The sequence below is a fragment of the Amycolatopsis sp. lyj-108 genome, assembly GCF_046549005.1.
In the GTDB taxonomy this organism is placed as follows: Bacteria; Actinomycetota; Actinomycetes; order Mycobacteriales; family Pseudonocardiaceae; genus Amycolatopsis.
Window position 1 is genome coordinate 650907 of record NZ_JAJPWQ010000004.1, and the last position, 21667, is coordinate 672573.

The following is a 21667-nucleotide window of genomic DNA, read 5'->3' on the forward strand; positions in this document are numbered from 1 at the left end:
GGGTGGGGATCAGTGATCGTGGTCGTCGTCGAAGTTGGCGACGCCGAGTTTCCAATAGCCGGTGACGTCGTAGTCGGCCTTGTCGAGCCCGAGGTCGTTCTTCAGCCAGCGACGCAGCGGTTTGATCTGCCCGGCTTCACCGGCGACCCAGGCGTAGATCCGCTCGCCTGCCGGAACCTCGATCGTCTGTACCGCGCGGGCGAGCATGTCGGTGGTGCCCGGCGCGGCGGCACCACGGTGCAGCCAGTGCACTTCGACGTCCTCGGGCGCGGACAGCTCGATCTCCTCGGCCGCGCCCGCGACCTCGATGAACGCCCAGCCCGCGGCGGTGCGCGGCAGTTCCTCCAGCCAGCGCGCGATCGCGGGCAGGGCGGTGAGGTCGCCGGCGAGCAGGTACCGGTCGTAGGTGTGCGGCACGATCAGCCCGCCGGGCGGACCCGCGACGTGCACCGGCGTACCCGGCGTGACGGCCTTGGCCCACTCGGCGCCGAGCCCACCGTCGTGCAGCGCGACGTCGAGGTCGAGTTCCCCGGAGGCCGGGTCGTAGCGGCGGACCGTGTACTCACGCGTCGTCGGGAACGGCTTCGGCCAGCGCAGCATGTCGCCGTTCGGCTCCGGCAGCCTCGGCTCCGGGTCGAACTCCGGGAAGATCAGCTTCACGTGCTCGTCGGGCGAATGCGCCTCGAACCCGGCCGTGCCAGGTCCGCCCAGGGTCACGCGAACCAGTCCGGAGCCGATCATCGCGGTGCGGACGACTTCGGCCGTTCGCACGCGGATCGGGTAGCCCACCTTCTCCGCGTGCTCGCCCACGCGGACTTCGGCGATGCGTTCGAGGTGCCGGTGGCGGTGGTCGGCGCGGCTCACGCGGGACTCCCGGTGAGAACCCGCGTCCAGTGACCGAGGGTCGGCTGTTCGGCGAGGTCGGCGAACTCCAGGGTGTCGGCTCCCTCGGTCCGCCACTGCTCGACCAGACCCATGATCCGCATCGAGTCGAGACCGAGGTCGGTGAGATCGGTGTCCGGCGTGAGCTCCGCCGGGTCGCAGCCGAGCAGTTCGGCGACGTCGGCGTGGATCTTCGCTGTGGTGAGGCTCATTACCGTGCTCCGGCGTGGATCGGGGCCAGCGCGCCGAGCGCGGCGGCCGTGGTGGTCAGTGCGCCGCAGCGCTGGGCGACGTACTCGCAGGCCTGGTCGTGGCGTTCGCGGGAGAAGTCCGCGACCGCGTCACCGACGAGGAACGGCTGGATGTCGCGCATGAACGCCTCGACCGCGGTGGCCTGGCAGCCGATATGCGCGTAGACGCCGGTGATCAGCAGCTGATCGCGACCCGCTTCGGCGAGCTGTTCGGTGAACGTGCTGCGCTGGAACGCGCTGTAGCGCCACTTCGTCAGGACGGTGTCACCCGGTTTCGGGGCGAGTTCGGGCACCACGTCCGCGGCCGCGGGGTCGTCCTCGATGACCGCGCCGATGCCGTCGCCCCAGAACTCGGTGAGCAGACCGCGGTCCTCGGCGGCCTGGTGACCGGGCTGCGCGGTGTAGAACACCGGAACGCCAGCGGCACGGGCGGCGTCGGCCAGTGCGGCGATGTTCGCGACCATCTCCGGGACCGGGGATCCCTCGTACGGCGCGAGGAAGTACCGCTGCGCGTCGTGCACCAGCAGCGCGGCGCGGGCGGGGTCGGGTTTCCAGCCGACCCGTCCGGCGGGCAGCTCGGCTTCCGTCGGCAGGGCGTACGGCTGGATCTTGGGCAGCGACACTCTCACATCTCCTTCGCCAGGGCGGCCAGCGCCGCCCGCAGCTCGCGTTTGCTGGTCTTGCCGACCCCGGTCACCGGGAACTCCGGCACCACCTGGACCAGATCGGGCACCTTGAACGCCGCCACTCCGCGTTCGCGCACGAACCGGCGCAGTTCCGCGGCGCCGGGTTCGGCACCGGCAGCGGGGACGACGTAGGCGCAGGTGCGCTCGCCCAGGTACGGATCCGGCACCGCGACGACGGCGGCGTCGAGCACGCCGGGATGGGCCATCAGGTGGTTCTCGACCTCTTCCGCGGCCACCTTCTCGCCGCCGCGGTTGATCTGTTCCTTGGCCCTGCCGACGACTTCGAGGTGTCCCGACGGGTGCTGCCGCACGAGATCGCCGGTGCGGTAGAAGCCGTCCTCGGTGAACGCGGTCTTGTTGTGCTCGGCGGCGCGGTAGTAACCACGGATCGTGTACGGGCCGCGGGTCAGCAACGCGCCGATCTCGCCCGGCGCGACGACGTCGTCCGAAGTGGACAGTGGGTCGTCCGGGTTCACGACGCGGATCTCGTCGTCCGGCGAGATAGGCCGTCCCTGCGTGGCGAGGACGTACTCGTCCGGGTCGTCGAGCCGGGTGTAGCAGACCAACCCTTCGGCCATGCCGAACACCTGTTGCAGACGACAACCCAGCGCGGGCCCGATCTTCTCGGCCAGTTCACGAGCGCATTTGGCGCCGCCGACCAGCAGAACGTCCAATGAGGACAGATCGCGAGTGGTCCTCGCGGCCGCCTGCGCCCACGCGGCGGCCAGCGGCGGCACGAGGCCGGTGATCGTCACGCCCTCGGCCTCGATCAGCCGGAACGCGGTGTCGGCGTCGGGACGCCGCGCGAACACCGTGGCCGCGCCCGCGTGCAGGGCGCCGAGCAGACCGGGCGAGCTGAGCGGGAAGTTGTGGGCCACCGGCAACGCGGCCAGGTACACGCTTTCCGGGCGCAGACCGCAGATCCGGGCGCTTTCGCGCACGCTGTAGAGGTAGTCGTCGTGCGTGCGCGGGATCAGCTTGGGCAGGCCGGTGCTACCACCGGACAACTGAAGGAACGCGACCCCGGCGGGATCCGGATCCGGCAGAGCGCGCGGAGTCGCCGCTTCGAGCACGGCGAATTCCTCCGTGCCGACAACGAAGACGTTGCGCACCGAAGGGATCTCGGCCGCGACCGCGCGCGCCATGGCCGCGTGGTCGAACCGTTCGTGCTCGCCGACGGTCAGGATCGCCGCGGCCTCGCTCTGTTCGGCGAAATGCCGCAGTTCGCTCGCCCGGTGCGCGGGGAGCGCGAACACCGGCAGCGCGCCCGCCCGCCACAGTCCGAAGACGACGGACGCGAACTCCGGCACGTTCGGCAGTTGCACGACGACCCGGTCACCCGCCTGGATCCCGGCCCCGGCGAACCCTGCGGCGAGCCGGTGCGCCCGCTCGTCGAGTTCGGCGAACGTCCAGCGGGCGGTCTCGCCGATCACGGCCGGACGTTCGGCGTACGCCTCGGCCAGGCTCGTCAGCAGCTTGCCGAAGGTCTGTCCGCGCCAATATCCCGAAGCCCGGTACCGCGCGGCGGTTTCGGGCGGCCAGGGCACGTGTTCCGGGTTCATGCCACTCCCTCCAGGCCCAGCGCGCGCAGCATGGTGCCGAACTTCGCGCCGGTCTCGGCGAGTTCGGCCTCCGGATCGGAACCCGCCACCACACCCGCGCCGGCGAACAGCCGCACCGTCCGGTCACGGACCTCGGCGCAGCGGATGGTGACGACCCATTCGCCGTCACCGTCCTGGTCGGTCCAGCCGACGAGACCCGCGTAATAGCCCCGATCCTCGGGTTCGAGCGCGGCGATGGTGTCGCGGGCGAGCGCTGTCGGCACACCGCAGACGGCGGGGGTCGGATGCAGTGCTTCCGCCAGGCCGAGCGCGGACGAACCGGCGTCGCCCGGGTCGGCGAGCCGTCCACTGATCCTGGTGGAGAGATGCCACATCGTGGGCGTGCCGATCACCTCGGGTTCGGCGGGGACGTCGAGGTCGACGCAGAACCGGCCCAGCACTTCGGCCACCTGGGCGGCGACGTGGGCGTGTTCGGCACGGTCCTTTTCGGACGCCAGCAGATCGCTGATCCGGCGGGCGTTTTCGGCGTCGTCGGCCACTCGCGGCCGCGATCCGGCCAGCGGGTTGGCCGTCACGATCCGGCCGCGGCGGGAGACCAGCAGTTCCGGGCTCGCGCCGATCAGGGTGCGCGGCGCGGGATCACCCGGCGCGCTGACGTCGACGGCGAAGGCATGGGCGGCCGGGTCCGCGTGGACGAGGCGGGCCAGCAGCCGCGGCACGGCGACGGGGTCTCCGCCGGTGACGTCGAGGCAGCGGGCCAGCACGATCTTGCGCAGGTCACCGTCGCGGATCTCGTCCAGCGCCCTGGCGACGGCAGTGGTGTAGACCTCCGGCGCCGGCCGCGGTGTGACCGACCAGTTCCCGCCGAGCGGTGCCACCGGACCACTGTTCTTCGGTGGTCCGGCCCGGCGGACCACCGCGGGCACCACCAGACTGCTCGGCGCGTCGGGCCGGAACCCGATCGCCCCGGCCACCACCGGTTCGTCCACTCCCGCCACCAAAGCGGCGTCGAGGATCTCGGCGGCGGCACGGGCACGTTTGCCCGGCGCGGCGTGGACCGGCGAGTACACCCCGTCGGCGAGAAGCGCTCCTCGAGCGGACGAGTAGTAGAACGATCCGGGCAGGTACGCCGCCAGCAGATCGGCCGCCTGGTGGACCGGCCTTGGTCGGGCCGGTGCAGGTGAGGACACGACTGGATTCCCTTTCGCGAATACTACTGACCAGGGTCGGCACCCCCGTGGAGCCGCGGTGCCATATGCCGGCGCGGAACGCAAACCCCCGGACGCGCCTTTTCGGTTAGCCTAACCTAATCGTACGGACCCGAAAAGTCTTCGTTGCGTCATCGAGATCACCCGCGGAGCGTGGCGCCGCCGTCGACGTAGAGATTCTGCATCGTGATGTGCCGCGCTCGATCGGAGGCCAAAAACAGGACGGCGTCGGCGATATCGGCGGGTTCGGCTATCCGGCCCAGTGGTATGCCGACGCGGTATTGCTCCGGATTTCCCGCGATGACACGGTCCGCGCCGTTCTCGTCCGTCCACAGTAGACGTTGCATCTCGGTGTCGGTCGAGCCGGGCGAGACGATGTTGCAGCGGATGCCGGAACCGGCCAGTTCGAGGCCGAGACAACGCGTCAGCATCGTCGCCGCTGCCTTCGAGGCGGCGTACGCGGCCATCCCGGCGCGCGGGACACCCGCCGCGTTCGACCCGACCGTCACGAGAACACCGCTCCGGCGAGGCAACATCCGCCGGGAGATCTCGCGAAGGACGGTGAAGACTCCGGTGGAGTTGACCGCGAACGTCGCCGCCCAGTCATCGTCGCTCGTCTCGCAGACCGACCCCGGCTTCAGCACGCCCGCGACGGACGCCCCGATCCCGATCGGCCCCAGTTCGCGTTCGACCTCGTCGACCACCCGCGCGACGGCCGCGGGGTCCCCGACGTCCGCGACGAACGAGGTCACCCCGTCCCGGGAAGGCCCTTCGATCAGATCCACCGCCGCCACGATCGCGCCCGCTCCGACGAGCCCGTCCACGACGGCCGCCCCGATCCCGCGCGCGCTTCCGGTGACGAGCGCGACCTTGCCCTCGATCCCTTCCACGCCACAACCCCCGTTTCCCTATGCTTAGCCTTGCCTAAGCTAGCGGGCGGATCCGGACAAAGCGAGGGACCGACACCGGTGATCCGTGACACTTCCGCCTGGCCGGGAGCCGGTAAAAATGCCGTGGCACGTGCCGCACATATCTGCATTCAGGTCGCTATCCGGGCAAGGGACAGGACAGTGGACCGCGCGTGGTTCCTTCGCCCCGCAAGGTGATCTGCGCGCTTCCGCCGAGTGCGTCCCTGGCGGTGCACACGATCTGGTCGACGGCCATCGCCGACAGCCCGGCGACGCTGATCGAGAGGGTCACCGTGACCCCGTTGGGTCCGGCGCTCTGGTCGAGAACCGCGGTGCCGGGCGGGACTTCGGTGGTGTAGTCCCGTTCCCGCTCGCTCTCGTCCGGTCCGGCGGCGAGCAGATCGATGGGGCTCGCCGGCGGCAGTTCCTCGGCGAGCGGGCGCAGCACTCTCACCGGCTGCCCGCCGGACAGGAAGTAGAGCACCGCGCCGTTGGCGGGCCCCGTCGGCGCGGGCGCTCCGGCGATCACGGCGCTGGGCCGGACACCACAGCCCCCGACGACCGACGCGATCAGCAGCAGCGCGAACGCGATCCGCTTCATTCCGTCACCACCCGGCGAGGCAGGCGCAGGGTGAAAACGGCGCCGCCGTCGATGCCGTTGGCCGCGCTCAGGGTGCCGCCGTGCAGACGGGCGTTCTCCCAGGCGATCGCGAGACCGAGTCCGCTGCCGCCGGAACGCGCCCTGGCCGAATCGGCCTTGTAGAACCGGTCGAACACGTGTGGCAGCACCTCGGGCGCCAGCCCCGGCCCACGATCCGCGACCTCCAGCGTGATCCACTCCCCCGCTTCGGAAAGTCTCAGTGAGACCGGCTTTTCCCCGTGCCGCAACGCGTTGCCGACCAGGTTCGCCACGATGACGTCCATCCGCCGCGGATCCAGCCCAGCGAAGATCCCGGCGGGCAGGTCTCCCCCCGCCTCGCCTGCCCAGCCGCGGATACGCAGGCTCGCCGTGACCACCTCGGCGACGTCGACCTCCTCAGGTGCGAGGGCCGCGGCCCCGGCGTCGAACCGGGACACCTCGATGAGGTCGTTCACCAGCCGGGTCAGGTTGTGCGTCTCGTCGATGCTCATCCGCGCCGCGCGTCCGGCGTCCCCCGGCAGCCGCGACGCCTCCTGTTCCAGCACGTCCGCGACCGCGGTCATCGCGGCCAGCGGGGTGCGCAGTTCGTGCGAGACGTCCGCGACGAACCGCCGCGCGTCGGCTTCCATCCGCCGCAGCTCACCGACATGCCGTTCCAGCGATTCGGCCGTCTCGTTGAAAGTCCGCGCCACGCCTGCCAGTTCGTCCGAACCGCGGACACTGATGCGGGCCCGCAGATCGCCCGCGCCCAGCCGTTGCGCCGCGTCGCCCAGTTCCCGCACCGGCCGCAGGACGCCACGCGCGGCCAGCAGTGCCAGTCCGATGGCGAAAACGAGCGCCACCCCGCCGATCAGCCAGGCACGGGTGGCGAGTTCGTCGATGCTCTGTTCCTCGGGAACCATGCTGCGGGCGATGTAGGCCTCGATCCCCGAGGCCCGCTCCTGTCCCCCGGGCAGCAGCACGGTGAACCTGGTGCCTACCACCAGCATTGGCTTGCCCGCGGCGTCGACCCGTTGCCAGGCCACGTTTCCCCCCTGGACCCTGGCACGAAGTTCGGGCGAGATCAGCGCCCGCATCTGCTCGTTCCCGCTCGACTTGTCCGCGTACAGCACCAAGGAACTCAAGTCACGGGCGGTCAGCTCGCCGCTGATCCGGCTCAGCGTCCCGTCACCCGGCGGCAGTGGGCCGAGCGGGTACAGCGCGGTGGCCTTGTCGACCAGGACACGGGCGGTGGCGTCCTGTGCCTGCTGGAGGATCACGGTGCGGGACTGGACGTAGCCGAAGCCGGCGACCGTCGCCGCCGTGATCACGACCAGCAGGCTGAACGCCATCAGCAGCCGTGTCCGCAGACCCCACAGCTTCACAGTGGCCCGAAGCGGTAGCCGAACCCGCGGACCGTCTGCACGTACACCGGCGCGGACGAGTCGTCCTCGATCTTCGCGCGCAGCCGCTGCACACAGGCGTCGACGACCCGCGAGTCGCCGAAGTAGCCGTGCTCCCACACACTTTCCAGCAGGTACTGGCGGCTGAGCACCCGGCCAGGTACCTGGGTCAGTTCCAGCAGCAGCCGCAGTTCGGTCGGAGCGAGGGCGACGGGCTCGCCGCCTTTGGTCACCGTGAGCGCGGCACGGTCGATGCCGAGGTCGCCGTGGCGCTCGGTCCCGGACGGCGCGGGCGCCGTGTGCGACGGCTGCCCGCTGCGGCGCAGCACCGCGCGGATCCGTGCCTCCAGCACCTGTGCCCTGGCGGGTTTGACCACGTAGTCATCCGCGCCGGCGGCGAGCCCGGCCACCACGTCGATGTCCTCGTTGCGCGCGGTGAGCATGATGATCGGCAGGTCGCCCGCGGCCCGGATCCGGCGGCAGACCTCGAATCCGTCCAGTCCGGGCAGCATCAGGTCCAGTACGACGATGTCCGGCGGCCGCGACGCGAGCCGCGCGAGACCCTCCTCGCCGGTGGCCACCGCGTCGACCGCGTGACCGCGGCCGCCCAGCGCCATGCACAGCCCGTCACGCACGGCTTGGTCGTCCTCGATGAGCAGCACCCTGGGCATGCCGACGACTATCGCAGCGCCGGACGTGATCCGCTCGTCCATGACACGCCATGGTGCCCATCCTGTTTCCACGCAGCGTCCGCGGAATGTCTTCGTTCTGTCACGACCTGCTCCGTGCGGAACGGTGACATTTTCGTCGGCGTCCGCGCACTTCACCGCGATCGGCCTCGGACAAGCGACGTCGACTGTGAACGGCATGAAAGAACTCGTGCTCGCGGCCATCACCCGCGTCCTCGCGGTGCTGCTGCTGATCCCGGCGTGGCTGCGGTCCCCCGGCCACGCCCGGCGGCTCGCCTGCGGCTGGGCGCTGTCGCTGCGGTTCCCCGCCGAGAACCTCGCCGGGCTCACCGGCGGCACCCTCGACGCGTTCACCGCCGCCAGGACCGAGGCGTTCTGGCGGCACGGCACGCTGCTCGGCGTCACCTCGGGACATCGTGACGCCGCCGAGCAGCATCGGCTGTTCCTCGCCGAGGCCGGGCGCAAGCGGGTCCTGCCGCCGAAGGATTCCGCGCACGTCCGAGGTACCGCGCTGGACGTCCGGCCGCGCGAAGGCGCGCAATGGCTGGAGGACCACGGTGCCCGCTTCGCGCTCTACCGGATCTACGACAACGAATGGTGGCATTTCGAGTACCGTCCCGGCGAAGCCCCGCCCGTACGGCTGCCGCATCCGGGCTGGCGGGCGGGTGTCACCCGGTGACGGTGATCCGCGGGGCCAGCGCCGCCAGGAAGTCGGCCGCGTCGAAGACCTCCCCGGCCGAGACAACGCCGGTCGCTTTGGTCCGCCCGTCGAGCACCCGCTGGACCGCCTCCACCACCAGCGGTGCCGTGATCGCGTAGATGTCCTGGCCCCGCACGGCGATCCGCCGTTCCGCGGCACCGGAGCGCACGACGACGTCGACCAGGAACTCCTGCGAGGACGGGCCGTCCGATCCCAGCGTGGGTGTCTCGGGTGTCACCACCTCACGAGCCGCGTTCACGGTCATGTACGTGGTCACCTCCGGGATGGCGAGGTGGCTCGGGACGGTGACGACGTCGGCCATCGTGAACTCGCCGAGCACGGCGCGGGTCCCGAACGGCGCGGGGAAGTCCCAGTCCAGTTCCGGCAGCGCGTCGTCGCGATACTCGATCCGGCCACCGGAGAACCGGATCCGCTGACCGCCTCGCCGTTCCCGCGACACCTTGCCCGCCGCGCGGGTCCCCTCGGTCGGGTGCCAACTGCTCAGCGCGTAGGCGATATGCGCTTCGTCGGCGGACGTCCAGTCGCCCATCGCGGCGGTGACCATCAGGTCGCCGAGACCGCCGAAGAACGCCATCGCCGGGATCACCGTCGCTCCCTCGGCACGGTCGCCGAAATGCGCGAAGGTGTCCATGTTCGCTTCGAGTTCCGCCGCCACGTCCAGATACGGGACACCTGCCCGCAGCGCCGCTTCGATCACCGGAGCGGCGGTGTCGGCGAAGGGCCCGGCGGCGTTGATCACCGCATCGGCACCCTTGAACGCGCGATCGAGTGAAGCCGCGTCGTCGACCGACGCCTGCCGGATGTCGAGATCGGACCAGGGCAGACCGCGCAGTTTGGCCTCGTCACGTCCCACCGCCAGCACGCCGAAACCGCGCTCGCGCAACTCCTCCACCACGAAGCGTCCGGTGTGCCCGTAAGCCCCGAACACCGCGACGTCGTACGTACCCATGAGGGGTTCTCCTGTCCTCGACTGATCCACTGTGGACCATCCTGTCGGCGGACCCCGTCCGCCGACAGTGTCCGAAACGCCATCATGCGTACACTTTCGGACATGAGCACGGTCGCCCTCGCCGCCACTGACGGCATGCTGCAGTTCGAGCTGGCCATCGCCCACGAAGTCTTCGGCACGGGCCTGCCGGGATTCGCCGGCTCCTGGTACGAACTCAGCGTCTGCGGATCGAAGCCGGTGAAGGTCGGCCGCTTCCTCCTCGAACCGGACCACGGGCTCGGCCATCTCGCGCGCGCCGACACCGTCATCGTCCCCGGCTGGGCCGACATCGACGTCGATCCGCCCGCGGACCTCATCGACGCCGTGCGGGCCGCCCACGAGGCGGGCGCGCGGGTGGCGTCCCTCTGCACGGGAGCGTTCGTACTGGCGGCCGCGGGCCTACTCGACGGCCGCCGCGCCACGACACATTGGGCGCACACCGATGTCCTCGCCGCCCGCCATCCCTTGGTGGAGGTCGATCCGGACGTCCTCTACGTCGACAACGGCAGCGTGCTCACCTCGGCGGGCAAGGCCGCCGCGATGGACCTGTGCCTGCATCTGGTCCGCTCCGACCACGGCTCGGCGGTCGCGAACACCGTGGCCCGACGCCTGGTCGTCCCGCCGCACCGCGCGGGCGGGCAGGCCCAGTTCGTCACCGCCCCGGTGCCCGAACAGGACGACCATCCGCTCGGCGGCCTGCTCCCCTGGATCACCGAACGGCTGGACCGACCGCTGACCGTCGAGGACCTCGCCCGCCAGGCCAACATGAGTTCGCGCAACCTGGCCAGGCATTTCCGCTCGGCGACCGGGACGACCCCGTTGCGCTGGCTGCTGAACCAGCGCATCCGCCGCGCGCAGGAACTCCTGGAGCGGACCGACGACAGCGTCGATCTGATCGCGGAGGCCACCGGGATGGGCACCGCCGCGACACTCCGCCGGCATTTCAACCGGACCGTCGGCGTGCCGCCGGACAGCTACCGCCGCACCTTCCGCGCGGCTAACGCAGCCGCGCCGTGATCAGCTCCGCGACGGCCGCCATCCCGGCTTCGTTCGGGTGATAGGGAACGCGTCCCGGCGCCGCCGCGTACCGCTCCATCCACGGCACGGCGGCACAAGCGTCGTGGAACGCGCTGACGGCGGCCGCCGGGACCAAGGTGGCCCGCTCGGTGCGGGCAGCCTTCCGGGTCGCCGCCGCGAGCCGGTCCGCGACCTCGCGTTCGAAGGCCAGTTGCGCCGGGGTGAGCGGAACGCCGTCGCACGCGGGCGCGGTACGCGGCACGATCGTGAGGTAGTCGACGACCAGCACCCGGGCCCGCGGTGCGCGCCGATGGACCTCCGCGATGACGGCGCCGATCTTCTCGTGCACCGTCGTGAGCGCCGCTCGGACTGCGTTCTGGTCGACCTGGCCGCAGTTCGTGCCGCCGGAGTTCTGGCAGCCGTAGGTGAACAGACTGCCGACGTAGCCGACGTCGTTGCCGCCGATGGTGATGGTCACGAGCCGGGTGTCGCGGGTGACAGCCTCGATCTGCGGGGACTGCCCGGCCTGTCCGGTGGTGAGGAGGTTCGCGGTGGTCGCGCCGCTGCAGGTGGCGTCGGTGAGGGCGAGCCCGCGTTCGGCGGCCACGAGGCTCGCGTAGTTCTTCGTCGAACGTCCGCACGCGGCCGGTGTTCCGGGTTGTTGCGGCGGGATTCCCGGACCCGCCGCGAAGGAACTGCCCATGGCGACATAGCGGGACGGTGTAGTCGCTTGGGCCTGCGGAGCAGCCAGGAGGGTGAGCGTGACCGCGGCGATCGTCGCGGCGGATATCCGCTTGAACATGTCGAACCCCTTATCTCACGAAGGTGACCGGTTCCGATCCCGCGATGCCGTCGATGACACCGAGGGCGAGCAGATCTTCGGGGCGTGGCTTGAGTTCGCCGGCGAGGGCGGGGATCTCTTCAGGGTCCCGTTTGAGGATCCCGGCCGCCAGTTCCGGGGCGATCACGGTGAAGCAGGCGTCCGGGGTGAGCCAGATCCGGTCCGTCGAACAGAAGGCGAGCGCACCGCCCGAACCGCCCTCACCGATCACCAAGGTCGTGATCGGCACGTTCGCCGCCGCGATCATGCCGAACAGTTCGGCGATGGCGTTCCCGGCCCCGGCCGTCTCCGCGGCCGGATCGGCGGCCGCGCCCGGGGTGTCGACGAGCGTCAGCACCGGAAGCCCCAGCCGGTCGGCGAGCCGGATCAACCGCGTCGCGGTCCGGAAGCCGTCGGGCGTGGTCGCGGTCCCGGTCTGCGCCGCGAAGGCGATCGGCCGCCCGCCACGGCTCCCGATCCCGCAGAGGACGCCACCGTCGACGCCGCCCCGGAGGTGGACGCGGGTGTCGAAGTGGTCGTCGAGATAGGCGCCCGCGCGTGGCCGTTCCGCCGATCGCGCCCGCTGGACGGCGTGCCAGCCGTCCCGCGCGGGATCGAGCGTGCCGAGCGCGCGCGGCAGGTCCGCCGGGCGATCCCGGGAAGCACCGGTCAAGAGGCCGAGCCAGACCTCCAGCCGATCGGCGAACGCGTCTTCGGTCACCAGTTCGTCGACATACCCTGCCGTGTACTGGTTTTCCGCCGTATACGCGGGATCGTCGGCGTACCGCTCCGGCCGCACCCGGCGGCCGGCGAAACCCACCTGAGCGCCGGGAACGGCGAGCACGACATCGGCGTCGGCACCGAGGGACGCCCACACCCCACCGGTGGTGGGATGCCGCGCGACAGCGATGTGCGGCAGCCCTTCTTCGCGCAGCAGCGCCAGACCGCGCGCGATCCGTTGCAGCTGCCGCAGGGCGGGCACGCCTTCCTGCATCCGCGTCCCGCCCGTGGACAACAGCGAGACGACGGGCAGACGGTGCGAGCGGGCCTCGTCGAGCGCCCGCTCGATGAGCGCGCCGGTCCCGGTCCCGACCGAACCGCCGAGGAACCCGAACTCGAAGCGGATCTTCACGACCTCGTGGCCGCCGATCTTCGCGCGTTCGCAGACGACCGCTTCGTCCGTGCCCGTGCGTTCCCTCGCGCGTGCCAGGGAGGCTCCGTAACCGTCCCAGCCGAGTGGGTCAGCCATGGAGAGCCCGCTTGAGGACCTTGCCCATCTCGTTGCGGGGCAACGCTTCCAGGTAGTGCACGACGCGCGGCCGCTTGTGCGGTGACAGCAGTCCGGCGACGTGGTCGGCGAGTTCGCCCGCCGACGGCTTGACCTCGCCGGGGACGATCCAGGCCACGATGCGCTCGCCGAGGTCGTCGTCCGGCTCCCCGGTGACGGCCGCTTCGGCCACCCCGGGATGTTCCAGGAGCGCGTTCTCGATCTCGCCCGCGCCGATCTTGTAGCCGCCGCTCTTGATCAGGTCGGTGGCGCGGCGGCCCACGATCCGCACGTAACCGTCCGGATCGCGCATCGCCATGTCGCCGGTCTTGAACCAGCCGTCGTGCACCGCGGCTTCCGTGGCGTCCGGCCGGTTCAGGTAGCCGAGGAACAGGTTCGGGCCGCGGACCTCGATCTCGCCGACGGTCTCGCCGGTGAGCGGTTCGCCGGAGTCGTCGACGAGCCTGAGTTCGACGCCGGGCACCGGCGGGCCGACCGCACCGGGCCGCCGGTCCCCCGCGGCGCGGACACCGCAGTTCATCAGCGTCTCGGTCATTCCATAGCGTTCGACGACCCGCTGCCCGGTCGCGGCGGTGATGCGCTGGTGATCGGTCGCGGGCAACGCCGCGGAACCCGAGACGAGCAGCCGCGCCGCGCCCACTCCGGCGGCCAGCGCGGAATCGGCCTCGCAGTCGGCCGCGAGCCGGTGGTACATCGTCGGGACGCCGAAGAGCATCGTGCCCGCACCGGCGAGTTCCTCCGCCGCCGCTTCACTGGTGAACCGGCCGAGGTGGTGCAGCGAACCGCCCCGCCGCAACGGGCCGACCACCCCCAGGATCAGGCCGTGCACATGGAACAACGGAAGGGCGTGCACGAGGACGTCGGCGTCGGTCCAGTCCCAGATCTCCGCGAGCGCGTCGAGATTCGACGCCACCGCCCGGCGCGGGAGCAGGACACCCTTCGGCGGTCCGGTGGTCCCGGAGGTGTAGATGACGAACGCCGGGGCCTCCGGGTCCGGTTCGTCGCCCTGCCACGGCGTGCCCGAGAGGTCCAGCTCGATCGGAACCCGGTGCAGCGCCTCGAGTTCCGGCGGCAGCACGACGTCCGGCGCGGCCAGCACGAGATCCGGCGCGCTGTCGGCGACGATATGCGCCAGCTCGCGTGATCCCGCCTTCGGATTGACCGGCACCACCGGGACCCCGGCGGTCAGCGCGGCGACGATCGCGACGCAGGTCCGCAGCGTCGGTGTCGCCCACACCGCGACGCGCGTGCGACCGGCCAGCGCGGCGGCGATCGGGCCCGCGACGGACGCGAGTTCGCCGTAGGTCAGGGATTCGGCCCCGAACCGCAGGGCGACGCGGTCACTCTTTCCGGCGATCAGCATGGATCTCCTCCTCAGCCCCAGTTGGGCACGACGAACACGAGCCAGGCGATCAGCGGCACGACGGCCACCACGAGCGCCCCGTAGACCAGCAGTTGTTTGAAGAACTTGTCCCGGTCGACGTCCTTCGCGTTGGCGAGGACGAGCGCGCCGTTGGTGGAGAACGGACTGACGTCCACCATCGTCGCCGAGACCGCGAGGGCGGCGATCATGCCGACCGGCCCGATCGTGCCCTGCGCCAGGAACGGGACGGCGAGCGGGATCAGCGCGCCCATCAGCCCCACCGAAGACGCGAAGGCCGAGACGACGCCGCCGATGTAACACAGCAGAAGCGCCGCGAGCAGCGGGATCCCCACGGTGGTGACCGCGTTGCCGACGTAGTCGATGGTGCCGATCTCCTTCAGCACGGCCACATACGTCAGCACGCCACAGATCAGCAGCACGGTCGGCCAGGTGATCTCGGAGACCGCGGACCGGCTGGTCTTGGGCCACACGACACTCAGCAGGACGGCGACGGTGATGGCGGTCAGGCCCGGGTCGAGGTCGAACACCAGAGTGCCGGCCACGAGCGCGATCAGGCCGGTCAGCGTCATGATCTTGGGGCCGTCCAAGGGAATGCGCTGTTCGTGCGGCAGCGGTTCCTCGTCGGCCTCAGCACCGGTGGCGCCCGCCGTCACCAGCTGGCGGCGCCTCAGTTTGGTCCCGCCGAGGACGACGAACAGGACACCCGCGATGGCGAGGTTCATGCCGAGGCTCGCGAAGAACAGCACCACGGGGCTGCCCGCGATGTTGTTGCGCTCGACGATCCCGTTGACGATCGAACCGTAGACGCTGATCGGCGAGAACCCGCCGCCCTGCGCGCCGTGCACCACCATCGCGCCCATGAGCAGCGGGCTGATCTTGTACCGGGCGGCGAAACCGAGGGCGATCGGCGCGACGATCGCGCAGGCCGCCGGGCTCACCGCGCCGATCGCGGTCAGCGCGCCGGTGACCACGAACATCACCCACGGGATCAGCGCGATCCGGCCGCCGACCAGCCGGACGGCCGCCGCCACCAGCCAGTCGGTGGTGCCGTTGGCCCTGGCGATGGCGAACAGGTAGGTGACCCCCACCAGCACCACGAAGATGTCGCCGGGGAATCCGGCGAAGATGCCGTCGGTGTCCAGGCCACCGGCGAGGGTGCCGACGAGGAAGGCGCCGGCGAAGGCGAGCGCCCCCATGTTGATCGAACGGGTCGTGGCGAGGGCGAAGATCACCACGAGGACGAGAATCGAGATCAGCTGGGCGGACATGACCGTCCTCCTTGACGGCGGGAGCCCCTTGGCGAGTGGCCGAGTGGACTAGTGGCTGAGCCACTTTCCCTGTGACGGCGACCACCTGTCAACCCATGAATGGTAAATTGGCTCAGCCACTTGTCCAGTACGAGCGAGGGGGACCGAGTGCCGGAGGCGCTGAGCCGGTTGAACCGGGCGAAGCTCTACGAGCAGGTCATCGAGCGGATCAAGGCGCACGTCGAGGAGTCCGGCCTGCACGCGGGCGACAAGCTCCCCAGCGAACGCGACCTCGCCGAGCGGCTCGGGGTCAGCCGCGCGTCGATCAAGCAGGCGATCGTCGTCCTCGAAGTGCAGGGACTGCTCGAGTCCCGCCACGGCGGGGGCACCTACCTGCGCAACGATCACCTCGACGTCGAACCGGTCGACGAGCTCGTGGCGCGCCGCAGCCGGCTCCCGGAAGTACTCGAAGCCCGCGAGGCGATGGAGACCAAGCTCGCGGAACTCGCCGCCCTTCGGCGCTCCGACGCGGATCTCGCCGCCATCGACGCGGCGCTGGCGTACATGGCGACGGAGATCGGCGACGGCGGGCACGGCGAGGAAGGCGACCGCCGGTTCCACGAAGCGATCACCGCCGCCGCGAACAACAGCCTCCTCGCCGAGTTCATGCGTTCGATCGACGCGCAGATCGCGGAAAGCCGCAACGAGTCGCTACGGCAGCCCGGCAGGCCGTCCCGCTCGCTGAGCCAGCACCAGAAGATCGCCGACGCCATCCGGAACGGCGATCCGAAGGCGGCGGCGAACGCGATGCGACGGCATGTCCAGACTGTCAGCAAGGTCCGGCTGCTGACCTGGGATCCGCAGGCCGACTAGCGGCTAGGAAGGGCTTTGCGCAGCCGCCGCAGTCCTTCGGCGATCGTCTCCGGCGCGTGTGTGGCGAACGAGAGCCGCAACGCCGACCGGTCCGGCTCCCCCACCTGGAACGCCGAGCCGGGCACGAAAGCGACGTCGCTGTGCAACGCTTCGGGAAGCAGCGAATCCGTGTCCGCGCCGCCGGGAAGGGTGACCCAGACGAACATCCCGCCGTCCGGGTCGGTCCATGTCGTGCCGGGCGGCGTGATCGCGGGCAGTTCGGCCAGCATCGCGTCGCGGCGCACACGGTAGGTCGCGCACAGTTTCCGCACGTGGGCGTCGAGATCCGCGGCGGCCAGGTACTCGGCGGCCGCCGCCTGATCGACCGTCGAGGTGTGCAGATCGCTGGCCTGCTTGAGGATCGCGACGCGGCGCAGCAGTTCCCTCGGCGCCCGGAGCCAGCCCAGCCGCATCCCCGGGGCGATCACCTTCGAGAAACTTCCGAGGTAGATCGCGCGCTCGGCGAGTTCCGGACGGGCCGACATCGGTTCTTCGCGTTCGCCGCGATACCGCAGCTCGTGGTACGGATCGTCCTCGACGAGCCAGAACCCGTGGCGCGCGATGACTTCCGCGAGCGCGCGACGCCTGCCGGGACCGATCGTCCGGCCGGAGGGATTCGAGAACGTCGGGACCAGGTACAGCAGCGACGGCCGTTCCCTGGCCGCGATCTCGTCCAGCGCGGCCGGATCGATCCCCTCCGAGTCGCCGGGAACGGGCACGATCCGCGCCTCGGCGAGCTGGAAGCACTGCAACGCCGACAAGTACACCGGTTCTTCCACCAGCACGGTGGCTCCGGGATCGAGCAACGCGGTGCTCAGCAGCTGAAGGCCCTGCTGTGAACCCGTGGTGATCAGCAGATCGTCCACAGTGGTCGCGAGCCCGCGACCGGCCAGCCGCTGCGCGAGCAGCTCGCGCAGCCGCGGGTTCCCTTCGGTGGGCGAATACTGCAACGCGGACCTGTCGGCGAGTGCCCGCTCGAAGGCGGCGCGGAGGCCGTCCACATCGAACAGTTCCGGCGCGGGCATGCCGCCCGCGAAGGAGATCACGCCCGGACGGGCGGTGAGCGCGAGCAGATCGCGCACGGGAGAGCTGGTGACGCCGTCCATACGACGGGCGAGGGGAAGAGACATGAAGGCTCCTCGGGAGAAACGTGCGGCTCCGGTGCAGCAGCCGGGGATCTTCCCGCGCGAGCAAGCAACTGCCGCCAGGATATCAGCAGTCCGGCGGCCTGGTCGCAATCGGACTAGCGCTCCCCGAACACGTGCCGCCGGACGAACGGGCTGCGGAACTTCCCGTCCGGGTCCAGCTCGGTGGCCAGCGCCCGGAAATCGGCCAGCTTCGGGTAGTCCGCGGCGTGGTGGAACAGCTTCCCCCAGTGCGGCCGGACCCCGAAGGGCGCCAAACGTTCCTCCATGACGGGCAGCAGCGCGCGGACCGCGTCCTCGTCCGGCTGCCAGGTGAAGTGCAGTGCCAGCCTGTCACCGCCGTGGAACGGGCTGAGCCACAGGTCGTCACCCGCGACCGTGCGGATCTCCGAGGTGAGCAGGACGGGCGCCAGCCGGTCCCCGAGCCCGCGCATCGCCTCCATCGCCGCGACGGCGTGCCGGATCGGCACGAAGTACTCGGTCTGGAGTTCGTTCCCCACGCTGGGCGTGAAGTCGAGGCGGAAATGCGGGATCCGTTCGTGCCACGGCCCCGGGACCCCGAGCTGCCGTGTGCAGTTGTCCGCCGGGATACCCGCCGCGTGAGCGGGATGCCGCGGCCCGTCCGCCGCCTTCGCGCCGAAGAAGTCCGCGCCCGGCCGTCCCGGCCCCTTGACCCAGACCTGGTCGATCGTCTCGCGGGCCCAGTTCGTGAACAGGCTGACGCTGTAGCCCGCGTCCTGGATCTCTTCGAAGTGCTCGTACGCCGACTCCCAGGGCAAGCCGTCGAAGACGTCCTGGCGGAGGTCGAAGGACGGCACCAGGTCGAGGGTCAGCCGGGTGACCACGCCCAGCGCACCGAGGCCGACGACCACGCCGTCGTGCCGCGAGTACGTCTTCACCTCACCGTCCGCGGTGACCAGCTCCAAACCGGACACCGCCGACGCGAGACTCTGGTTGCGCCGCCCGGAACCGTGGGTCGCCGTCGCGACAGTGCCCGCCACCGTGCAATGGGGCAGTGAAGCGAGGTTGGCCAGCGCGAACCCGGCCGCGTGCGCCTGGATGGCGACGTCGCCGTACCGCGCCGCCGCCGGCACCGTGACCGTCGCCGCGTCACTGTCGAATTCAGCCACCGGGTCGAGCCCGGCGAGATCGATCTGGACACCGCCCGGGAAGTCCGCGATGTCGTTGAAGCAATGCCTGCTGCCCAGTGCCTTGACCGCCGTCGCCCCGGCGACGGCTTCCTGAACCTCTTCGACGGTCCGAGGGCGAAGAATGCGTTCTGCGGTGAAAGTCTGATTCCCCGCCCAGTTCGTCTCGCGCACCAAGCCCCTTTTCCTTACTGCGTCCGGACCCCGAGCCTACAGCGGCCGCTGCCCTGACTTCCGCTCAGTGAGAGAATGTCCGGATGGCCGGAAACCTGTCCACGCCGGGCGCCAGCGTCACGTCACGGGCGTTCGCGCTGCTCGGCGCGTTCGACGTCGACCATCGGGTGCTCTCGCTGACCGAACTCGCGGGCCGCGCCGGCCTGCCGCTGCCCACCGCGCACCGGATCGCCCGCGAACTCGTGGGCCTCGGCGCGCTGGAGCGGCGCGAGGATCGGTACGCCGTCGGCAGGCGGCTGTGGGACCTCGGCCTGCTCGCGCCCGTCCAGTTCGAACTGCGGCAGGTCGCCGCTCCCTTCCTCCAGGACCTCTACGGAGCGACCGGCGCCACCGTGCACCTCGGCGAGCGGGACGGCGTCCAGGTGCTCTACCTCGACCGGCTCTCCGGGAACGCGTCCGTGCCGGTGGTCAGCCGGATCGGCGGACGGCTGCCGCTGCACGCCACCGGCGTCGGGAAGGTGCTGCTGGCCTGGGCTCCGGAGGACGTCCAGCGGCAGGTACTCGCCTCCCTGACCCGCGTCACGCCGTACACCATCACCCAGCCCGGACGGCTCCGCGAGCAGTTGCGGCGCGTCCGCCGAGAGGGTTTCGCGCAAACCGTCGAGGAGATGAGCCGAGGCGCCTGCTCGGTGGCCGTCCCGATCCGGCCGTCCGGTGGCGAGGTCGTCGCGGCGCTCGGCCTGGTCGTCCCGGATCTGAGCCGCGGCCGGGCGAGGCTGGTCTCCGCGCTCCAGGTCGCGGCCGCCGGAATCGGGCGGAGCCTGCCGCTTTCACTGAGTGGAAGCGAACGCTAGGAGTTCGCCCATCCGGCGGCCAGACTCCGGTCATGCGAACCCCAGTCGCCATCGTCGGCGCCGGCCCGGCCGGACTGCTCCTGTCGCATCTTCTCGATCTGGCAGGGGTCGAATCGGTGATCGTCGAGACCCGCTCGCGCGAGTACGTCGAGGCGCGGATCCGGGCTGGCATTCTCGAACAGTCCACAGTGGACCTCCTTCGCGAGACAGGCCTGGCGGACCGGCTCGACCGCGAGGGCGACGAGCACCGCGGCATCTACCTGCAGTGGCCGCGGGAGCGACACCATCTCGACTTCGTGGACCTGGTCGGGCGAAGCGTCACCGTGTACGGCCAGACCGAGGTGACGAAGGACCTCGGCAAGGCACGAGCGGCAGCCGGGCAGCAGATCCACTACGAGGTGGCCGACACCGCCGTGCACGACATCGAGACCGACCGGCCCTACCTCACCTTCACCGACGCGGACGGCATACCGCAGAGGCTCGACGCCGACGTCATCGTCGGCTGCGACGGCTCCTTCGGCCCTTGCCGCACCGCGATTCCCGACGCCGCGAAGCAGACTTGGGAGCGCACCTACCCGTATTCGTGGCTCGGTGTCCTCGCCGACGTCGCCCCGTCAACCGACGAGCTCATCTACGCCTGGCATCCCGACGGTTTCGCGATGCACTCGATGCGTTCGGCCACCGTCAGCCGGCTGTACCTGCAAGTGCCCAACGGCACCGACATCGGCACCTGGTCCGACGACCGGATCTGGGAGGCGCTCGCGACCCGGCTCGGCCACGGCCAGGACGGCTGGACCCTCACGCCAGGGCCGATCACCGACAAGAGCGTGCTGCCCATGCGCAGTTTCGTGCAGCAGCCCATGCGGCACGGCCGCCTGTTCCTCGCCGGCGACGCCGCCCATATCGTGCCGCCCACCGGCGCCAAAGGCCTCAACCTCGCCGTCGCCGACGTCGCCCTCCTCGCCCCCGCCCTGGCGGCTTTGGTGCGGGACAAGGACTCCACGCTCGCCGACGCCTACTCCGACACCGCACTGCGCCGGGTCTGGCGATGCACGCATTTCTCGTGGTGGATGACGACGATGCTGCACCAGTCGGACGATCCTTTCGACCGGCAGCTGCAGCTTTCGCAATTGCAGTGGCTGGCGCGGAGCGAGGCGGGGCGGGCGGGACTGGCGGAGAACTACGCGGGACTGCCGATCGGTTTCTGATTCGGATGAGTGGGCGGGGGGGTCACGGCTTTCGCCGTTTGGCGGCAACGGCCGGACCTGGCCGAGCGGTGGCCGTCACTGACGGGGCAACTGCGACCGGGCGGTCGTTACCGCCGAGCGACAACGACCAAGACAAGCTGGGAATCTCTATCTGCAGGCGAACCTTGATCGGAAAGGGTCCACGACGTCGCCGTTTCACGGCAACACCGACCTCGCCGAGCGGCAACGACGACAAAGACCAACCGCAACCACGGCCTACCGGCACGACTTATCAGAGCCGGACACCAGACGTCGCCATTTGGCGGCAACGCCACACCGACAAACCCAACGCAGACACTCCCCCGATCGCCCGTTTCACGGCAACAACCGAACCCTCACCCCGCAACACGGCGCCGACTCAAGCAGGCATTACCACCCAACGACACCAACCAAAACAAGCCACAACCCACGGCCCACCGCCAAGCCCGGCTCACCCCAACCGTCGCCGTCCCGCGGTAACCCGACACCCACGACCACAAGCCGGCCCCCACCCCGTCGCCGTTTCACGGAAACG

21 protein-coding genes are annotated in these 21667 nt (G+C 70.6%); 5 read left to right on the forward strand and 16 right to left on the reverse strand.

All coding sequences use genetic code 11. The annotated features are described in order from the left end of the window. Positions 1 to 9 precede the first annotated feature (9 nt). The 9 genes from ACLJO0_RS19050 to ACLJO0_RS19090 all read right to left on the reverse strand — a co-directional run bounded on the left by ACLJO0_RS19050 (position 10) and on the right by ACLJO0_RS19090 (position 8232). The gene (locus tag ACLJO0_RS19050; protein WP_410579811.1) at positions 10 to 864 is read right to left on the reverse strand and encodes a siderophore-interacting protein; all 855 of its coding nucleotides are present in this window, start codon (positions 862 to 864) and stop codon (positions 10 to 12) included. Further along, positions 861 to 1094 carry a phosphopantetheine-binding protein gene (locus tag ACLJO0_RS19055; protein ID WP_410579812.1) on the reverse strand — a complete coding sequence of 78 codons (234 nt, stop codon included), beginning with the start codon at positions 1092 to 1094 and terminating at the stop codon, positions 861 to 863. Before ACLJO0_RS19055 ends, ACLJO0_RS19050 begins: the two co-directional genes overlap by 4 nt. Continuing rightward, positions 1094 to 1762 carry an isochorismatase family protein gene (locus ACLJO0_RS19060; RefSeq protein WP_410579813.1) on the reverse strand — a complete coding sequence of 223 codons (669 nt, stop codon included), beginning with the start codon at positions 1760 to 1762 and terminating at the stop codon, positions 1094 to 1096. Before ACLJO0_RS19060 ends, ACLJO0_RS19055 begins: the two co-directional genes overlap by 1 nt. After that, on the reverse strand, positions 1759 to 3381 hold the full coding sequence (locus ACLJO0_RS19065) for a (2,3-dihydroxybenzoyl)adenylate synthase (protein WP_410579814.1): 1623 nt from the start codon (positions 3379 to 3381) through the stop codon (positions 1759 to 1761). The genes ACLJO0_RS19060 and ACLJO0_RS19065 overlap by 4 nt, the downstream gene beginning before the upstream one ends. Continuing rightward, the gene (locus ACLJO0_RS19070; RefSeq protein WP_410579815.1) at positions 3378 to 4571 is read right to left on the reverse strand and encodes an isochorismate synthase; all 1194 of its coding nucleotides are present in this window, start codon (positions 4569 to 4571) and stop codon (positions 3378 to 3380) included. The genes ACLJO0_RS19065 and ACLJO0_RS19070 overlap by 4 nt, the downstream gene beginning before the upstream one ends. A gap of 158 nt (positions 4572 to 4729) precedes the next feature. After that, entirely contained in the window at positions 4730 to 5479 is a 750-nt protein-coding gene (dhbA, locus tag ACLJO0_RS19075) for a 2,3-dihydro-2,3-dihydroxybenzoate dehydrogenase (protein ID WP_410579816.1), read from the reverse strand. 157 nt (positions 5480 to 5636) lie between these two features. Beyond that, a complete protein-coding gene (locus tag ACLJO0_RS19080; protein ID WP_410579817.1) occupies positions 5637 to 6098 on the reverse strand; it encodes a GerMN domain-containing protein in 462 nt (153 codons plus the stop codon). Further along, positions 6095 to 7501 (reverse strand): ATP-binding protein, encoded by a 1407-nt coding sequence (locus tag ACLJO0_RS19085; protein ID WP_410579818.1) that lies wholly within the window; start codon positions 7499 to 7501, stop codon positions 6095 to 6097. The genes ACLJO0_RS19080 and ACLJO0_RS19085 overlap by 4 nt, the downstream gene beginning before the upstream one ends. After that, positions 7498 to 8232 (reverse strand): response regulator, encoded by a 735-nt coding sequence (locus tag ACLJO0_RS19090; protein ID WP_410579819.1) that lies wholly within the window; start codon positions 8230 to 8232, stop codon positions 7498 to 7500. The genes ACLJO0_RS19085 and ACLJO0_RS19090 overlap by 4 nt, the downstream gene beginning before the upstream one ends. Before the next feature lie 154 nt (positions 8233 to 8386). Here ACLJO0_RS19090 and ACLJO0_RS19095 point away from each other — a divergent pair, with 154 nt between their 5' ends. Further along, a complete protein-coding gene (locus ACLJO0_RS19095) occupies positions 8387 to 8887 on the forward strand; it encodes a D-alanyl-D-alanine carboxypeptidase (RefSeq protein WP_125794636.1) in 501 nt (166 codons plus the stop codon). Here ACLJO0_RS19095 and ACLJO0_RS19100 read toward each other — a convergent pair. After that, complete coding sequence (locus tag ACLJO0_RS19100; protein WP_410579820.1) at positions 8877 to 9878, reverse strand: saccharopine dehydrogenase family protein; 1002 nt, start codon at positions 9876 to 9878, stop codon at positions 8877 to 8879. The genes ACLJO0_RS19095 and ACLJO0_RS19100 overlap by 11 nt on opposite strands. A 102-nt stretch (positions 9879 to 9980) precedes the next feature. Here ACLJO0_RS19100 and ACLJO0_RS19105 point away from each other — a divergent pair, with 102 nt between their 5' ends. Further along, the gene (locus ACLJO0_RS19105) at positions 9981 to 10934 is read left to right on the forward strand and encodes a helix-turn-helix domain-containing protein (protein WP_410579821.1); all 954 of its coding nucleotides are present in this window, start codon (positions 9981 to 9983) and stop codon (positions 10932 to 10934) included. Here ACLJO0_RS19105 and ACLJO0_RS19110 read toward each other — a convergent pair. Genes ACLJO0_RS19110 through ACLJO0_RS19125 form a run of 4 tightly spaced genes read right to left on the reverse strand, consistent with a single transcriptional unit; the run spans position 10915 to position 15694 of the window. Continuing rightward, positions 10915 to 11736: an SGNH/GDSL hydrolase family protein gene (locus ACLJO0_RS19110; RefSeq protein WP_410579822.1), complete on the reverse strand. Its 822-nt coding sequence runs from the start codon at positions 11734 to 11736 to the stop codon at positions 10915 to 10917. The genes ACLJO0_RS19105 and ACLJO0_RS19110 overlap by 20 nt on opposite strands. 10 nt (positions 11737 to 11746) lie before the next feature. Further along, entirely contained in the window at positions 11747 to 13003 is a 1257-nt protein-coding gene (locus ACLJO0_RS19115) for a carboxyl transferase domain-containing protein (protein WP_410579823.1), read from the reverse strand. Then, positions 12996 to 14405, reverse strand: coding sequence for an acyl-CoA synthetase (locus tag ACLJO0_RS19120; RefSeq protein ID WP_410579824.1), 1410 nt, complete (start codon positions 14403 to 14405; stop codon positions 12996 to 12998). The genes ACLJO0_RS19115 and ACLJO0_RS19120 overlap by 8 nt, the downstream gene beginning before the upstream one ends. Before the next feature lie 11 nt (positions 14406 to 14416). After that, positions 14417 to 15694 carry an SLC13 family permease gene (locus tag ACLJO0_RS19125; RefSeq protein ID WP_410579825.1) on the reverse strand — a complete coding sequence of 426 codons (1278 nt, stop codon included), beginning with the start codon at positions 15692 to 15694 and terminating at the stop codon, positions 14417 to 14419. Between the two features lie 147 nt (positions 15695 to 15841). On the opposite strand from ACLJO0_RS19125, the gene ACLJO0_RS19130 reads away from it, so the two are divergent. After that, entirely contained in the window at positions 15842 to 16546 is a 705-nt protein-coding gene (locus ACLJO0_RS19130; RefSeq protein WP_410579826.1) for a FadR/GntR family transcriptional regulator, read from the forward strand. Here the strand turns inward: ACLJO0_RS19130 and ACLJO0_RS19135 are convergent. Both ACLJO0_RS19135 and ACLJO0_RS19140 read right to left on the reverse strand, forming a co-directional pair. Then, positions 16543 to 17715: a PLP-dependent aminotransferase family protein gene (locus ACLJO0_RS19135; RefSeq protein WP_410579827.1), complete on the reverse strand. Its 1173-nt coding sequence runs from the start codon at positions 17713 to 17715 to the stop codon at positions 16543 to 16545. The two genes, ACLJO0_RS19130 and ACLJO0_RS19135, sit on opposite strands and share 4 nt — an antisense overlap. Positions 17716 to 17828: 113 nt before the next feature. Beyond that, complete coding sequence (locus tag ACLJO0_RS19140) at positions 17829 to 19052, reverse strand: FAD-binding protein (RefSeq protein ID WP_410579828.1); 1224 nt, start codon at positions 19050 to 19052, stop codon at positions 17829 to 17831. An 83-nt stretch (positions 19053 to 19135) separates the two neighbouring features. Between ACLJO0_RS19140 and ACLJO0_RS19145 the strand changes: the two genes are divergently transcribed. Next, a complete protein-coding gene (locus ACLJO0_RS19145; protein ID WP_410579829.1) occupies positions 19136 to 19906 on the forward strand; it encodes an IclR family transcriptional regulator in 771 nt (256 codons plus the stop codon). 32 nt (positions 19907 to 19938) lie between these two features. Further along, positions 19939 to 21114, forward strand: a complete 1176-nt coding sequence (locus ACLJO0_RS19150; protein ID WP_410579830.1) for a 4-hydroxybenzoate 3-monooxygenase — start codon at positions 19939 to 19941, stop codon at positions 21112 to 21114. Positions 21115 to 21667 lie beyond the last annotated feature (553 nt).